A 16,783-nucleotide genomic window follows, 5' to 3' on the forward strand; every position below is an offset into this window, starting at 1 on the left:
AACAACTTATATTTAGGTAGTAAAATGAAAATTGATAAGAAACATATTATTTCAGATGATGTAAATCTTTACCATGATAAAAATGGAATTAATTTAAATAATCCTAATTTCTTTTTAACATTTAGTGATTTTAATATAAGTGATGGAATTGATATTGTTGAAAATATTTTAGTATTATCAAATAATGCAATAAGTTTAAAAAATACAGATAAAGTTTTTGAAACTGTTGAAAAATATTTAGCAAATAATAATTTAAATGGTAGCTATATTTTCCATAATCTTGATAATTTTAAGTATTTTCTTAATAAATATGGTGATATTTCAGTTATAACCATCTTAAGTAATGATGTTGAAATTGAAGATTATTATGATTCATTAAAGGTTGCAAATTCTAAAAAAGGATTTGAAATGGCTAAAATTGATTTTAATCAAATTGTTATTATTGATAAAGTATTATCTCCAAAATTATTAATTAAATTACATATTGAAGCAGTAAAAGAAAGAGTTAAATTTTTAGATTCTTTGAATTTACCATTACATATTGATAATATTATAGGTACTGATGATTTCATGGTTCTTGCATCTAATATGCCTAAAAATGATTTAAGTGATGATGAGAAACAATTTGGTATAGATATTACTTCAATTCCATATGAAGATGATGATTTAGATATTGAAAATTTAATAATAAAAGTTCAAGATGCAGTATCTATTTCTCTTGAAGAAGCATTTAAAAAATCTGGATTAAGCTTCGGTATTCTTGATTTTTTCGTATCTGAAGGAATTCAAATCAGTGATCTTGTTGATGCAGGTATGGCTCTTGTTGAAGGCGTTGAAGTTACAGATGAATTAAGAGAAAAATTAGAAATACAAATTTATAAATCATTAGAAGATATCAATGTTATTGCACTTTTACTTGCAGCAATAAGAGTAGAATATGATTTTTCAAACAATTTAATACGTGAAGTTAATGTTGAAGATGATCCTGCATATCTTTATACTGATGAAGTATTAGGACTTGCAATAGCAAATCAAATAGCAGGTACTAAAGCAAGATTTAATTTTAAACGTTATGATGAGAAAAAACCAGGAATACTTTCTCATTTAGGTCCAATGGTAGATGATATATTTGGAGGACTTATTGCTGGTTGTATGAGTAAAATATTTGAAGAAAATTAGTTAAGGGTGATTTTAATATCAAATAATAACAAAGTAAACACTTCAGATAAAGAAGATATTCATGATAATTTAGAAGATTTAAGTAAAAACAGAGATGATTATTATGAAGATGATAAGAAAAACACATCATTTCTTCGTTCTTTAGCTGGTCTTGTTACATTTTCTACAATAATTCCATTAGGAATATATACATCAATTGAAGCTGTAATAAGTGTTATATGGTTATGGCCTCTTTTAAATGCTCTTATTGGTTTAGGTGGTGTAGTAATTGCTTATATTTTACTTAAACTTTTTAATATGTCACATTTACTTGTAGCAACAATTGTAATTTCTTATATATTTTTAATTATGGGTTATAATCATATAGATGGACTTCTTGACTTTTCTGATGGAATAATGGTTCATGGGGATTCAAAAAAGAAAATTAATGTTATGAGAGATTCTATGGTTGGTACTGCTGGAATTTCTACTATGGTTATTTTTACAGTTATGACTGTTGCAGTATTAACTAATCTTATTGATTATAATTGTCTTTGGGGTATTCTTGTTGGAGAGATGTCTGCTAAAGTTTCTCTTTTAACAACTTGTATTTTATCAAAACCTGCTGAAGATGGTATTGGTAAATATTTTGTTGAAGACATGCCTATAACAAATTATATTACTGCAGTTTTAATATCAGGAATTATTGCATATATTTTTTTAGGATATGTTGGTCTATTTGGTTTAATTGGAGCTATTATTGCTGGTGCTTTAATATCATATATTGCAAAAAGGAATTTTGGTGTTGCAACAGGAGATGTTCTTGGAACTTCTAATGAAATTGGAAGATTATTATCTTTAATATTTATTGTAATTGCAATTCCATTATTTTAATTTTTTTTACTTATCTTAAAAAGATTAAATAAATTTAAAATTAAGATTTAATGAGTCTCTAATTATTTTATTTACATCCTTATAATCTTCCTTATTTTCTTCATTTTCTAACTTATATTTTTTAATATATTTTTTATTTGTTCTATTTAATTCATATTCTGTTAAATAATCAAGAAAATTATTGATTTCTCCTATGAGATTTATAATATCATTTCTAGTTTCAGGATATTCTAATTCTAGAATAGGTATATTTTTTTCTCTAAGAAGATAAATTATTATATTTAAGGTATTATTACATCCATTAGATCCAAAAAGTATTAATTCATTTAATTCATTGTATAAGTGGTTTTTTCCATTTCTAAGTATTATCGCTGCTTCTGCTTCTTCAATTATAGGTCCAAATATTGACATTCTTCCTTGTACAGCTGAAGGTGCTTCTATACCAGTATATTTTATTCCCTTTATTAAGTTAAGATTCTCAATATTAGAATTTATATTATTTTCATAGTCCTGTCCTTTTTTACTTAATTTTTCTTTATCTTCATGATATAATTTATCATAATTTGATAGTACCTCATGTTTTGATTTATTTATTTGATTTATAATAATCATTGCACTATCTGGAAATACTGCTACTTTCATATAACCACTTTTTATAATATTTTTTGATTTCTAGTAAATCTTATTTAAAGCTTTAAAATCTTATAAAAATTATTTTTTTAAATTATATCTATTTTTTAATATATCTATTTCTATTATGATTTTAAATTTAATAAAAAACTTTTAAAAACTTTAAAATATATATATTAACCTAAAGTTATTTTATATAATAATAATTTCATATTTTTATTATTTTATTTCAATTATTAAATAATATTTTTAAAAAGGTTTTTTTAAAATTTAATATTTTAAAAATATTGCTTTGTTGAAATTATCAAAATTTTTATAAATAAACTTTCTTAAAATTGATTTTCAAGTATTAAATAAATTTAAATTTTTATAAAAAATAGTTTTCAACAGATTTTAAAAATATTATAATTTATTATTTATCTTATAATGAGGAGATTATTAATGAAAAGAATTCATGTTTTAAGATTAGATCATAGGATTGGCAGGGATACACGTATCACTACTCATGTATGTTTAACAGCAAGGGCTTTTGGTGCTGATAAAGTTTGGTTAAGTGGTGAAGAAGATACTCATTTAATGGCTAATGTTGAAGATATTGTTGATCGTTGGGGTGGAGACTTTAAAGTTGAATATGTTAAAAATTATTTAAGTTTAATTAAAAATTGGCAAAATATCGGTGGACGGATTGTTCATTTAACTATGTATGGTGAACAAGCCCATAAAATTATTGATGAAGTAAGGAAAGAGTCTGAAGATAGAGATCTTCTAATTATTGTTGGTGGTAGTAAGGTACCATCTAAAGTATATAAAAATGCTACTTGGAATGTTTCAGTAACTACTCAACCTCATTCTGAGGTTGCTGCTCTTGCAGTATTTCAACATCTTTTAATGGATGGTAAAGAATTTGATATAGATTTCAATCATCCTGTATTTGAAGTTATTCCAACACTTCATGGTAAAAAAGTAAATATTCATGATGAAAATAAAAATTAATTTTTTTATTTTTTTTACTTATTTTATAATTATTTTTTAATATATATTGCTTATTAATTCATATATTTATTTAATCTTTTTATTGCATTTATCTTATCTTTTTCATCTAATTTTGCTTGATAAACTGCATCTTTAATGGTTCTTATAGAATTATCATAAGTTTTTCTATCAACAGGATAAGGAAATCCATCTTTTCCACCATGGGCAAAACTATATTTTACAGGGTCTTTCCAGCTTGCTTTTTCACCATAAATGATATCACTTATTAAAGCAAGAGCTCTAATTTTCTTAGGACCAATTCCTTTAAGCATTATTAAATCTTCATATTTTTCTGGTTGAATTTCATATGCTTTTTTTAGAACTTCAAATTCTCTGTCTGATAAATCCATATTTAGTATTGGATGGTGTTGAGGTAATGTGAATTCTTCTTGATTATTAAAATTACTAAAATCTTCTTGTTTTCCAATAAAATCAAAAAGTGTTGTTTGACTTGGATCTTTTGGTCTAAAATATTTTCTTAGATGTTCTGGATTATCATTTATTAAATCAACACTTATTTTTTGAACATTTTTACTTTCTTTTGATGCCATATTTAGTGTTTCTTTCCTTTTTTTATCACAACTTATTCCAGTATGTGGATCTTCAAGGAATTTATCAAATTCATCACTCATCCAGTGATAACGTCTTGCATATTTTGTATCAGTATTCATTCCTTGTTGTACTACTGCCCATTCTCCTTTTTCAGTTAAAAAGAAATTATGTTGGTATAATGTATAGTTATCTTGAATACAAGAGTTATCAATTTTAGCAGATAATCTTGAACTTTTTACTAAATTATCAATTTTTGAAGAATTAATATTAAAAATATCTCCTTCTTTTTCTATTTGTCCCGGTGTTTTACGTGAATTTTTCCCTTTACCTCCAAGTACTGCAATTCCATGTTCTTCTGGTTTAAGTGCAGCTCTTAATGCTCCACATGTTGTAGTTGTAGTACCTGAAGAATGCCAATCAAAGCCAATTACACATGAAAAACTCTGAAACCAATAAGGATTAGATATTCTTTCAAGTAATTCTACTTGACCATATTCATCTATAATAACTTCACTTATTGCTTTTGATAATTTTACCATTCTTTCCCATAACCATCTTGGTGTATGGCCAGTATGCATTGGTAAATTTGCAATTCCTTTTCTTTGCATATTTAATCATTCACTATTATTATAATATAAATATTAAGAGTCCATTTGAAAATTAATATTATATCTTTTTTATATTATTCAAATTTATTGAATATATATGATTTATTTAGAAACAATTTTTTTATTTAGATTTATTAAATTAAAACTTATAATTTATTTAAAAACAATTTTTTTATTTAATTAATTAAATTAATTCATGATTATTTACTAAAAAACTTATAAATTTAATTTGGATTTTACATGTTTTTAATAAATTTATTAATTTTAAGTTTTTAATTAGTTTATAATTTAAAATATGCTTTCTCCATTAGCAATTGCAACAACTCCAGGAATATTTTTAACTTTTAATTTAAAACATGCTTCAATACCTTCTTCTTTAAACATTACACATTTTTTTGAAAGTATGGAATCTGTAAGAAGTGCAGCTACAGGAGGTGAAACTACATATATTGAATTTTCTTTATTTAATATATTTTTTGTTTCTTCACTTAATGCTCCTTTTCCAATATGTATTTTTACACCAGCTTTTGATAATATTGGTATGTTTGATTCAATTTCTTTTTTATTAGATGTTGTTGTTGCTATTCCTGCATCACTTACTGCAGTATGCATTATAGCACTTCCTTTTAAATCAATCGGTAATTTTTCATTGTTTTTAATCATTTCTCCAAGTTTTGGTAATATTGCATCTCTTCCAGTATATATTGTTCCACTAATTGTAATTTTATCATTAATTTTTAATTTTTTTATTATTTCATTAGAAATTGGTGTTTTAATTTCTATCATATTAATCATTTTATTATTTATATTTTTTAGTATTCAATTTTTTGATAATCTAAAATCTATTTTTATATTATTTGGTTTTTATTGGGATTTTACTTTTATTGTTTATCTTCCTGTTTTTTAGTGTTTTTTGTATTTTTTTTCTTAGATTTTTGTTTTTGTGTGTTTTTTATTAGATTTTTGTTTTTGGGTGTTTAATTTTTTCTTAGGTTTTTGTTTTTAATTTTTAATATTCTCTATTTTAAAAAATTTTTAATCATTATTTAATTTTTATTAAAAAATTTATAATAATTTTTGATTTTGTATAAACTTTTCTTAATTTTTGAATTTTATTTTAATTTTTTATTTTTTATATATACATATTGAAATCTAAGTTTTTATCTAAATATTTAAAAATTTGATAAATTTTAATAAATTATTTAAATGTTCAATATCAAATATTATATTAATATTAATTTAATAAATAATCAAATTTTTTATTATATTAAAAATTTTAAGGAGATTTTTATGATTTATATAGATCCTGATTTGTGTAAAGGATGTTTATTATGTGTAAATACTTGTAATGCACATGTTTTTACAGTTGCTAAAAAAGCAAACAAAAAAGGAGTCTTTTTACCTATTCCAACTAATGAAAATGATTGTTTAAATTGTGGGGAATGTGAATTATTATGTCCTGATCAAGCAATCTTAGTTAATATTGAGAAAAATTGGTGGTTAAAAGATAATACATATGCATTTAATCCTAATTTCTCAAAAGTTAAAAATTAAATTTATTATTAATTTTATTTGTGAATGTTATTTATTGAAATCTTATTTTTTATTATATTAATTTGTAAACTTAAATTATAAGATTTAAAAGTATAGAAATATTTAAAATATCATGATTTATAATGTCAAATTGTTTTTTTATAAATTATAATTTAATTATTAATTTAAATATTAAGATTCTACAAAAAGAGAGGTTATTAAAATGGTAGAAAAATTATTTATTCAAGGTAATGAAGCTTGTGCACTTGCTGCTATAAAAGCAGGATGTAGATTCTTTGCTGGTTATCCTATTACTCCTTCTACTGAAGTAGCTGAGAATTTAGCTCGTTTACTTCCGAAATATGGGGGTTCATTTGTACAAATGGAAGATGAAATTTCTTCTATGGGTGCAGTTATTGGTGCTAGTTGGGGTGGTTCTAAAGCTATGACTGCAACTAGTGGTCCAGGTATTTCTTTAATGCAAGAAAATCTTGGTTATGCTTTTATGACTGAAACACCACTTGTTATTGTAAACGTTCAAAGAGGTTCTCCTTCTACTGGACAACCAACTATGGCAAGTCAAAGTGATATGATGCAAGTTCGTTGGGGTTCTCATGGTGATTATGAACCTATTGCACTTTCACCTTCTTCAGTTCAAGAATATTTTGATTTTACAATTAAAGCATTTAATTTATCTGAAAAATACAGAGTACCTGTATTTTTAATGACTGAAGAATCAATTGGTCATATGAGAGAAAAAATATCAATACCAAATAAAGTTGATTTAGTTGCAAGAAAAGAACCTACTATGAGTCCTGATGAATTTTTACCATTTAAAAATAGGAAAAACGCAACTAATCCAATGCCTGCATTTGGTGATGGTTATAAAGTTCATGTTTCTGGTTTAACTCACAATGAAATAGGTTATCCAGATACTAATAATCCTAAAACACATGCAGTTTTAGTTAAAAGGTTATGTGATAAAATACTTAAAAATAGAGACAAAATTACCAGTGTAAAATCTGAATTTACTGATGATGCTGATGTAATTGTTGTTTGTTATGGTGCTCCTGTAAGATCTGTTACAACTGCTGTAAAAGAGGCTCGTAAAGAAGGAATTAAAGCAGGTTATTTAAAAATTAACACTCCATGGCCATTCCCTGATGATGATGTTAAAGCAGTATGTGAGTCTGCAAATGATATAATCGTTCCTGAAATGAACTTAGGACAAATGGTTCATGAAGTTGAAAGAGTATCTGAAGGTAATGCTAAAGTACATTTATTAAGCAAGATTGGAGGAGAACTCCATAAACCTAGTGAAGTTTTATCTGCAATTAAATCTGTAGGAGGTAATTAAGATGGTTGATGAAATAGATGAATATACTATAGATGACAAGTTTGAAAAACCAAAAAGAACTAAAGCTCCTTTTATTAAATATTTAAGAGAAGATAGATTACCTCATATATTCTGTCCAGGTTGTGGTAATGGTACAATTATTAATACCTTCTTTAAAGGTATGGAAGAAGCAAATATGGATTTTGATAATATTGCTATGGTTTCTGGAATTGGATGCTCTTCAAGAATTCCAGGTTATATAAAATGTGATTCATTACATACTACTCATGGTAGAGCATTAAGTTTTGCAACTGGTCTTAAAGTTTCAAATCCTGATTTAGATGTTGTTGTATTTACTGGTGATGGAGATTGTGCTTCTATTGGTGGAAATCATTTAATTCATGCTGCAAGAAGAAATATTAATCTTACTGTTATCTGTATTAATAATAATATTTATGGAATGACTGGTGGTCAAATTAGTCCAACTTCTCCTAAAGGAAGTTATGGTTCAACTGCTCCATATGGTAATAGAGATAAACCATTCCATTTAGCTGAACTTGTAGCAGCAGCTGGTGCAACTTATGTTGCAAGATGGACTACTGTACAAGTAGAAAGTGCTGTTAAATCTATTAAAAAAGGTCTTAAAAATAAAGGATTTTCATTTATTGAAATTGTATCTCAATGTCCTACTTACTTTGGTAGAAAAAATAAAATGAAAACTCCTGTTAAAATGATGGATCATATTAAAAATTCTACAATCTACATTAATAATACTAAATTAATGAGTGAGCATGAACTTGCAGATAAAATTGTCGTTGGTGAATTTGTTGATAAAAGTGCTCCAGAATTTACAGATAATCTTCAGAAATTATCTAAAGAAAATTATGGAGATAAAACTCTTAGACGTTCTGCTTTCTTAAAAGACTTTGGTGAGAACAAAGAGTAAATAAATTATAAGGGATGATATAATGAGAAAAGAAATTAGAATAGCAGGTTTTGGAGGTCAAGGAGTTATTTTAGCAGGTATTATCTTAGGTAAAGCTGCTTCTTTATTTGATAATATTAATGCAGTTCAAACTCAATCTTATGGTCCTGAAGCTCGTGGAGGAGCTTCAAAATGTGATGTTGTTATTAGTGATGAAGAAATTGATTATCCTAAAGTTGAAAGTCCAGATATTTTAGTTGCTATGTCTCATGAAGCTTTAATTAAATATATGGTTGATTTAAAACAAGGAGCAACATTAATTATTGATCCAGATATGGTTCAAGAAGAAGATATTAAAGATTTTATTAAAGAAAGAGATCTTACTGTATATCATGCTAAAGCTACTGCTACTGCAGTAAATGAAATTCATCTTAAAATTGTAGCAAATATTGTAATGGTTGGTGCTATTACAAAAGCAACTGGAATTGTATCTGAAGAAGCTGCACGTAATTCAATTTTAGATAGTGTTCCTAAAGGTACTGAAAATAAAAATATTAATGCTTTTGAAGCAGGATTGAAAATTGTAGAAGAAGCTTAAGAAGGTGTTAAAATGAAATTTTTTGAACATGTTGCAAAGAAATTATTTAAAGATAATGGAATAAGAATCCTTAGAGGTCAAGTAGCATATACTCCAGAAGAAGCTGTAGAGGTTGCAACTGAATTAGGTGGACCTGTTGCATTAAAAGCACAAGTTTTAGTTGGTGGAAGAGGTAAAGCTGGAGGAATTCAATTTGCAGATGCTCCTGGTGAAGTATATACTTTAGCAGATGAACTTTTGAACTCTAATATTAAAGGAGTAAGAGTTAAACACCTTTTAGTTGAAGAAAAAGCAGATATTGAAAAAGAATTTTATGTTAGTGTATCTTATGATAGGAATGTTAAAAAACCTTTAATTATGGCTTCTTCTGAAGGTGGTGTAGAAATTGAGAATCTTGCTAAAACTAATCCAGAGAAGATTATTAAATATTATGTAAATCCTTTAGATGAATTCTTACCTTATGAAGCACGTGAAATAGCACGTAAAATGGGTGTAAGTTCTAATCTTGTATCTGATGTTGGAAACACTATATTTAAACTTTATAATATTTTCCAAAAATATGATGCAGAAATTGTTGAAGTTAATCCATTAATACTTACTCCAAATGGATTATATGCTGCAGATGCAAAATTAATGGTTGAAAATGATGCTGCGTTTAGACATAAAGATTTACTTGAATTAACTGGTCATGAACCTAAACAATTTAGTTTTGTTAAATTAGATGGTGATATTGCAGTTTTAGGTAATGGTGCAGGTTTAACATTAACCGCTATGGATATGATTAATTTATATGGCGGAAAACCAGCAACTTTCTTAGATATTGGTGGAGGATCTTCTGAAGAAACTATTAAAAAAGCTTTAAATTTAGTTTTAAATTACCCACCAGTAAAAACTGTATTTTTAAATGTTTTAGGTGGAATTACTCGTGCTGATGATGTTGCAAAAGGAGTAATTGATGCACTTAAAATAAGTAAAAGAGAAATTCCTATTGTAATTAGACTCACTGGTACTAATGAAGAAGAAGGTCAAAAAATTCTTGAAGAAGCAGGAATTCCTTTTGAAACTTCTATGGAAAAAGCTGCTGAAAAAGCAGTTGAAATCTGTAAATCTTTAGAATAATATTAATTATTAGTTAATTTCTTTTAACTTAACTAATTTTTATTTATTTTTTATTAGTGATTTAAATGAAATTTTATGTAATTAATGGTAGTCCAAGGAAAGGACGTAACACTGCTCAAATTTTAAAAAAAGTAGAATCTGGTTTTTGTGATAAAATTCATGAAGAACTTCCTAATGAAAAGATTGAATTAAATTTTATTAATTTATATAGTTTAAATTTCACTGGATGTAGAAGTTGTTTTTCATGTAAACGTTTAAATGGTAGAAGTTATGGGCATTGTATTATTAAAGATGATTTATATAAAATATTAAAAGATTTAGAAACTGCTGATGCAATGGTTATTGGAAGTCCTATTTATCTTATGGATGTTAGTGGTGAAATGAGATCTTTTCTTGAACGTTTAATATTTCAATATTTGGTTTATGATAAAAATCATTCATCTTTAGCAGAAAATAAATTACCTATTGCTTGTGTTTATACTATGAATATTAAAAAAGAGGATTATGATAATTATACTCTTAAATATACATTAAATAATATTGAATCAGTTATTTCAAGAATTTTTTCAAAAGTTTATTCATTAAAAGTTTTTGATACTTATCAATTTAAAGATTATTCTAAGTTTGAAAATTCTCTTTTTGATGAGGAGGAAAAATTAAAACAGAAATTAAACCAATTTCCAAAAGATCTTAATGAAGCATATGTTTTAGGTAGACATTTAGCTAGTGATGTGATTTAATCTTTTTATAATTTTATTTTAACTTTTTATTTGAAAATTTATAATTAAACCATTTATATTGAAAATTTATTTAAACTTATTTTGGGTTTGTTGAATTCCTATTTTTTATAAAAATTTAAACAAGAATTAATGTTTGAAAATCAATTTTAAGAAAATTTATTCAAAAGATTTTGAGGATTTCAACAAAGTCCTTATTTTTTTAAGAGGTTTTATTTTTAAATTAATTAATGCCTTTGAAATCTTATTTTTATATTAATATATAGTCTTTATATTGAAAACTAAATTTGATAAAGTTTTTTTAGTAAATTAGTAAATTTCAATATTCAATAAGTTTTATTTTAAAATTTTAATGTTTTTATTTTAAAATCTCTAAAAATTTCTAATTTAATATATATCGATTACTAGGTTATTATAAATCGTTAATTTTTTATATTCTGTATAATAAATATCTTTTCATGTTTAAATAATTTCAAAATTAATTGTATTTGTTATTTTTTTGAATATTTCTACATATTTAAATTATTTAAAGTAAGTTTAAAATTTATATTAATTATTATTTTATATAGTTTATTTATATCCGCCATTATTATTGATTATTATAATAAACATAGTAAAAATTATTAATTAAACACATCAGTTCTTAATTTATAATCATGGATTTTTTTTAAATTAAATCTCAATAAACTATTTTAATTTTATTTTAAATTTTTAATTTGCTTTTAATTAAATGATTAATTTATTAAAACAAAATATTTAAGGGCTTTATATGATTAAAAATTATAGATTTATTTTTTCATTATTTTTATTAATATTATTTTTAGTTTCAGTATCTTTGGTTTCTGCAGAAAATGTAAATAATATTAATTCTAATAATTTAAATACAAATTTATCTTCCAATATTGTATCAAATAATAATTATTCATTAAATTCATCACAAGATGTTTATTACTCTTCTGAAGATGATGTTGAATATGATGTTTATTTTAATTCATCAGTTGATATTAATGGTAATGGTTCTAAGGATAATCCTTATAAATATTTTAATTATAATATAAATGGTAAAAAAGCATTTTTTGCAAATGGTAATTATAGTTTAAATAGGGTTTATTCTATTAATTCATTTACTACAATGACTGGAGAATCTAAAAATGGTGTAATAATTAATGGTTATGGATTTGATATAAGTAATGTAGGTAATTTGAAATTAAATAATTTAATTCTTCTTGATACTAATATTAAAGTTTATAGAAATTTATCAGCAATTAATGTTGATTTTATAAATTGTTCTAAAAGTATTAATTTAAATTCAAATACTTTTGGTGGTGCTATTTATGCTAAACAATATTCTTCTACATATTATAAACCGGTAGTTAATTTAATTAATTGTAGCTTTTTAGGTTCTAAATCTGCATATGGGGGTTCTATATATATTGCTAATGGAACCTTAAATATTGGGGATTCTATATTTATGAATTCTTCATCAAGTATTTATGGTGGTGCTATTGCAGTATATAATTCTATTTTAAACATATCTAATTCATTGTTTAGTGGTAATATTGCATTAAGTAATGCAGGAGGAGCAATTTATTCTTTAAATTCTGTTTTAACACTTAAAAACACTAATTTTACTAATTGTAATGCTACATTTGGTGGTGCTATCTCAGTTTTAGATTCTAATATTTCTCTTTCTTCATCTAAGTTTATAGAAAATCATGCTAAATATGAAGGTGGTGGAATATTTGATATTTATTCTCCAATTAATATTATAAATTCTACCTTTACTAAAAATAATGCTATGAATGGTGGTGCATTATATGTAGATAATGGAAGTTCATTTAAATTAACTAGTAATGATTTCACTCTTAATAATGCTTCTGGTCTTGGTGGAGCTATATTTTCAAATGGAAATCCTATATTTGAAATGGATAATATCACATTTACAGATAATTATGGAAACAATACTTCTAATAATTTATATAATCAAACATTTTGGCCACTATATTATGGTGGATCTAATGTTAAAATTATTGTAAATAAAGATAAAAAATATGAAGGTGCTATTCCAAGTAAATATAATCTTGTAGATTATGGTTATGTTAGTCCAATTAAAAATCAAATGGATGGTGGAAGTTGTTGGGCTTTTGCTGCTCTTGCAGCTTTAGAATCTTCAATTTTAAAGGCAAATAATCAAACCTATGATTTTTCTGAAGAAAATATGAAAAACCTTGCAGTATATTATTCACAATATGGTTTAATGTTTATTGGATCTAATAAATTATTACCTAATGAAGGTGGATTTAATAGTATGTCTGTTGGTTATTTAGTTAGTTGGCAGGGACCTATTAATGAATCATTAGAAAAATATGATGATTACAGTTATATTTCTCATTTATTTAATAATGAAACAATTATGCATGTTCAAAATGTTTATTATATTCCACCTAGAGAAAATTATACAGATAATGATAATATTAAAAGAGCAATTCTAAATTATGGTGCTGTTGCAGTTTCAATGTACTATAATTCCTATTATTTAAATGGATACAGTTATTATTCTAATACTTTTAATTCTGCTAATCATGCTGTAACTATTGTTGGATGGGATGATAATTATTCAAAAGATCATTTTTCTTATACTCCTGAAGCTAATGGTGCATGGATTGTTAAAAATAGTTGGGGTAATAATTGGGGTAATAATGGTTATTTCTATGTTTCTTATTATGATACTAAATTCTGTGAAGTAAATACTCAGGATGCTTTTTGTTTTATTTTAAATGATTCAACAAAGTATAATAAAAATTATCAATATGATGTTGGAGGAATGAGTGACTGGTTTGTAACAGGGAAAAACACTATTTGGTATAAAAATACTTTTACTGCTATATCAAATGATTATCTTTCTGCATTTTCAACTTATTTCAATTCAACAGTAACTGATTATATTGCATATGTCTATTTAAATGATAAATTAGTAGATAGTATTTCAGGTTCTACTTTATCTGGATATTATACAATTAAATTAAATAAATTGATTCCTTTATTTAAAGGAGATAAATTTACTATTGCAATTAGAATTAATACTACTGGACTTGCAAGTTTCCCTATAGAAGAAATCTCAGCATATAGGCTTACATTACATCCAAACGTTTCATACTTTAGTTATGATGGAAATGATTGGTATGATTTATATAATTATTCTTTAAATATGCCTAATTATGGTCATTATTATAATGGAGGTCAAGTAGCATGCATTAAAGCATTTACAACTAATCCTAATGGTTTACGTAATGCAAGTATTGTTGTTGAAAATGTAACTAGTAAGACTATGGATAATACAACTATTAAAGCAATAGTTACTGATTCTAATAATGGTTCTTTAGTTGATGATGGTGTAGTTTTCTTTGAAATTGATGGTAAAAATTATACAGCAATTTTAAATAAGGGTATTGCAGAATTTAATTATACTTTTATTAATCCTGGAAATTATTCTATTGTTGGATATTATTTAGGTGGAACTGATTATAGTTCAAGTAATAAAAGTTCTAAAGGATTTGTATATATTAATAAGATGTCAACAAGTATTCTTATTGAGAATAAAGGTAAATCTAAAGTTGGAAATAATGATTATATTGTATTTATTGTAAAAGATGAAAATGGTAATGCAATTAATAATGGTAAACTTATTATTAAAGTAAATAATAATGAAAAAACTTATGATTTATCTAATGGTTCTGCATATTATATAATAAATTCTGATAAAGAAGCGGTATTTACAATAAATGCATTTTATAATGAAAATAATATGTATAAATCTAGTACAAATTCTTCTATTGTTAATATTACAAAACTCAATATTGATTTTGAAATTAATGTAAATGGAAAAAATATTTCAATTATAAGTAATGATGAATTTGGAGATAATATAAATCTTGATGATATGATTAATATTAGTATTTATGATTCAAATGGAAATTTAATAAGTGTTAATACATTTAATTTAAAAAATGGTAATTTTACATATTTGTGTGATGATCCTGGAAATTACACAATTAAAATAATTTCTAATGAAACTAATAAGTATAATGCTTTAAATTACTCATCAATTATTAATCTTGTATCATATACTGTTTTAGATTTTGATTTTCCTAATAATACTAAGGTTAATAGTTCATATAATTTAAAAGTTAATGTTTGTGATTGGAATAATAAAGCTATAGATGAAGGAATTATTACTTATTATATTTTTTACAATGGTAATTCTCTTGACATTAAAAATATTAAAGTTAAATCTGGTTTAACAAGTTTACCATATGTATTTAATAAAGTAGGGGTTTATACTTTTATAATATCTTATAGTGATGGAAATGGTAAATATGCATATAATCAAAGTAGTAATTTATTAGTTAATGTTTCAAAATTAAGTTCATATATAAACATTGATACTGAAAATATTTTTCTTGGAAATAATTTGATTATTAAGGTTAATGTTAATCCTTTAGCTACTGGTCTTGTATCTATTAATATTAATGGTTCTAATAAGTTTGCTAGTTTAAATAATGGATTTGCAGTATTTAATTTATCTAATTTAACAGTTGGTAATTATATATTAAATGTTAATTATCTTGGTGATGATTATTATGATTCTTCTGAAGGTTTAGTAAATTTCACTGTTTATGATATTAGTTCAAAATTAGATATTGATGTTATAAATCAAAGTATTGTTGTTAAATTAACAGATTCTTTAGGTAATCCTATTGTTAATGCTCCAGTTAATTGTATAATAAATAATGTTAACAGTACATTTATTACTAATAATAATGGTTTAATTATTATTCATAATTTGTATGGAAAAATTAAATTTACTGCTATATTTAATGAATCAAATTACTCTAAATCTAAGAGTTCTCTTATTATTTTTATTAAAAATCATATAAGAAAAAATACATTTATTGAATATAATAATTTTACTCAGACTGCAGTTGATTTTTATCATGGAGAAAGAGGAAATTACTTTAATGTTGTTTTAAAAGATTCATATGGTAATTTATTAAGTAATAAATCAGTCAGTATAGGTTTTAATGGTGTAGTGTATAATCTTATAACTGATAAGAAAGGTATTGCTCGTCTTCAGATTAATCTTGCTTGGAGTGGTATTTATACTTTTGCTGTTGCTTTTTTAGGTGATGATAATTATAATGGTAGTTTTGTTGTTGCTAAAATTACTATTAATCCTAAAAAGACACAATTAACTTCTAAAAATTTAATTTACAAGCTTAGTGTTTCAAGAAAAACAATCACTGTTAAGTTAACTGGTCTTAGTGCTACTAATAATAAAAAAACAGTTAATGCTGTAGGTAAAAACATTAAAATTACTGTAAATGGTAAAACATATAATGTTAAAACAAATGATAATGGTCTTGCTATTATTAATGTTTCAATTTATAAAAAAGGAACTTATATTGTAGTTACAAAATTTTCTGGTGATGGCACTTTTAGTAGTAATTCATGTACTTCAAAATTAGTAATTAAATAAAAGAAATTTTGAATAGTTATTTAACTATTCTTTTTTTAATGTTTTTATTAAAACTTATTTTTTTTTAAAATTTAATTTAATTTTTTATTAAATTCAATGACTTAAATAAATTATTTTAATACTTT

Annotated in this window: 13 protein-coding genes; 10 read left to right on the forward strand and 3 right to left on the reverse strand. The window is 24.2% G+C overall.

The window, feature by feature from the left end:
* The first annotated feature begins 24 nt into the window (after positions 1 to 24).
* Both T523_RS04865 and cobS read left to right on the forward strand, forming a co-directional pair.
* Positions 25 to 1,179 (forward strand): phosphatidylglycerophosphatase A, encoded by a 1,155-nt coding sequence (locus T523_RS04865; RefSeq protein ID WP_156929593.1) that lies wholly within the window; start codon positions 25 to 27, stop codon positions 1,177 to 1,179.
* 6 nt (positions 1,180 to 1,185) lie between these two features.
* Complete coding sequence (gene cobS / locus T523_RS04870; protein WP_084486435.1) at positions 1,186 to 2,052, forward strand: adenosylcobinamide-GDP ribazoletransferase; 867 nt, start codon at positions 1,186 to 1,188, stop codon at positions 2,050 to 2,052.
* A gap of 24 nt (positions 2,053 to 2,076) precedes the next feature.
* Here the strand turns inward: cobS and T523_RS04875 are convergent, their stop codons facing one another.
* Positions 2,077 to 2,694, reverse strand: coding sequence for a DUF2112 family protein (locus tag T523_RS04875; protein ID WP_052334646.1), 618 nt, complete (start codon positions 2,692 to 2,694; stop codon positions 2,077 to 2,079).
* Positions 2,695 to 3,123: 429 nt separating this feature from the next.
* Here T523_RS04875 and T523_RS04880 point away from each other — a divergent pair, with 429 nt between their 5' ends.
* Positions 3,124 to 3,675, forward strand: coding sequence for a tRNA (cytidine(56)-2'-O)-methyltransferase (locus T523_RS04880; protein ID WP_042707794.1), 552 nt, complete (start codon positions 3,124 to 3,126; stop codon positions 3,673 to 3,675).
* Between the two features lie 53 nt (positions 3,676 to 3,728).
* On the opposite strand, the gene T523_RS04885 is transcribed toward T523_RS04880, so the two are convergent.
* Together T523_RS04885 and T523_RS04890 are read right to left on the reverse strand one after the other, a co-directional pair.
* On the reverse strand, positions 3,729 to 4,874 hold the full coding sequence (locus tag T523_RS04885; RefSeq protein WP_042707795.1) for a DUF763 domain-containing protein: 1,146 nt from the start codon (positions 4,872 to 4,874) through the stop codon (positions 3,729 to 3,731).
* Positions 4,875 to 5,162: 288 nt separating this feature from the next.
* Positions 5,163 to 5,660, reverse strand: coding sequence for a fumarate hydratase C-terminal domain-containing protein (locus tag T523_RS04890; RefSeq protein ID WP_042707796.1), 498 nt, complete (start codon positions 5,658 to 5,660; stop codon positions 5,163 to 5,165).
* Positions 5,661 to 6,164: 504 nt separating this feature from the next.
* Here T523_RS04890 and T523_RS04895 point away from each other — a divergent pair.
* The 7 genes from T523_RS04895 to T523_RS04925 all read left to right on the forward strand — a co-directional run bounded on the left by T523_RS04895 (position 6,165) and on the right by T523_RS04925 (position 16,658).
* Entirely contained in the window at positions 6,165 to 6,428 is a 264-nt protein-coding gene (locus T523_RS04895) for a 4Fe-4S dicluster domain-containing protein (protein ID WP_084486436.1), read from the forward strand.
* A gap of 202 nt (positions 6,429 to 6,630) precedes the next feature.
* Positions 6,631 to 7,764, forward strand: coding sequence for a 2-oxoacid:acceptor oxidoreductase subunit alpha (locus T523_RS04900; RefSeq protein WP_042707797.1), 1,134 nt, complete (start codon positions 6,631 to 6,633; stop codon positions 7,762 to 7,764).
* A gap of 1 nt (position 7,765) precedes the next feature.
* Positions 7,766 to 8,689 (forward strand): 2-oxoacid:ferredoxin oxidoreductase subunit beta, encoded by a 924-nt coding sequence (locus T523_RS04905; RefSeq protein WP_084486437.1) that lies wholly within the window; start codon positions 7,766 to 7,768, stop codon positions 8,687 to 8,689.
* Positions 8,690 to 8,711: 22 nt separating this feature from the next.
* The gene (locus T523_RS04910; RefSeq protein ID WP_042707798.1) at positions 8,712 to 9,266 is read left to right on the forward strand and encodes a 2-oxoacid:ferredoxin oxidoreductase subunit gamma; all 555 of its coding nucleotides are present in this window, start codon (positions 8,712 to 8,714) and stop codon (positions 9,264 to 9,266) included.
* Positions 9,267 to 9,278: 12 nt separating this feature from the next.
* Positions 9,279 to 10,385 carry an ADP-forming succinate--CoA ligase subunit beta gene (gene sucC / locus T523_RS04915; protein ID WP_042707799.1) on the forward strand — a complete coding sequence of 369 codons (1,107 nt, stop codon included), beginning with the start codon at positions 9,279 to 9,281 and terminating at the stop codon, positions 10,383 to 10,385.
* Between the two features lie 65 nt (positions 10,386 to 10,450).
* Entirely contained in the window at positions 10,451 to 11,125 is a 675-nt protein-coding gene (locus tag T523_RS04920; protein WP_042707800.1) for a flavodoxin family protein, read from the forward strand.
* A gap of 766 nt (positions 11,126 to 11,891) precedes the next feature.
* Positions 11,892 to 16,658 (forward strand): Ig-like domain repeat protein, encoded by a 4,767-nt coding sequence (locus tag T523_RS04925; protein ID WP_042707801.1) that lies wholly within the window; start codon positions 11,892 to 11,894, stop codon positions 16,656 to 16,658.
* Positions 16,659 to 16,783: the final 125 nt, after the last annotated feature.

The sequence above is a fragment of the Methanobrevibacter wolinii SH genome, from assembly GCF_000621965.1.
Taxonomy (GTDB): domain Archaea; phylum Methanobacteriota; class Methanobacteria; order Methanobacteriales; family Methanobacteriaceae; genus Methanarmilla; species Methanarmilla wolinii.